Here is a 320-nt window from a genome sequence, read left to right on the forward strand (position 1 = left end):
CTCTTTCAAAGAGCACGACGTCGTGATTCCCATGACGGTTCTGGAAGAACTCGACCGGATAAAAGACAGCAAACGTGACGTTGCCCGCGATGCACGTGTTGCTATCCGCGCCCTCGAAGATATCTTCCACGATGCCACACCGGAACAAATCTCAGCCGGGATCCCCCTGACTGACCAAGGTGATCACAAAGGCCGTATCGCGATTTTTGCTGATTATGAAATTCACGAAACCGTGCATGCCTTTGCCGACAAAGCCGGTGACAACCGTATTCTCAATGGGGTGCTCTACCTTCAGAATCATTATGCACCGCGCAAGGTGG

Annotated in this window: 1 protein-coding gene; it reads left to right on the forward strand. The window is 52.2% G+C overall.

All coding sequences use genetic code 11. The annotated features are described in order from the left end of the window. Positions 1 to 320 (forward strand): PIN domain-containing protein (locus tag ACYP03_RS25230; protein WP_459782561.1); only part of this gene is annotated, 320 nt, incomplete at both ends.

Source organism: Photobacterium sp. R1, assembly GCF_054600795.1.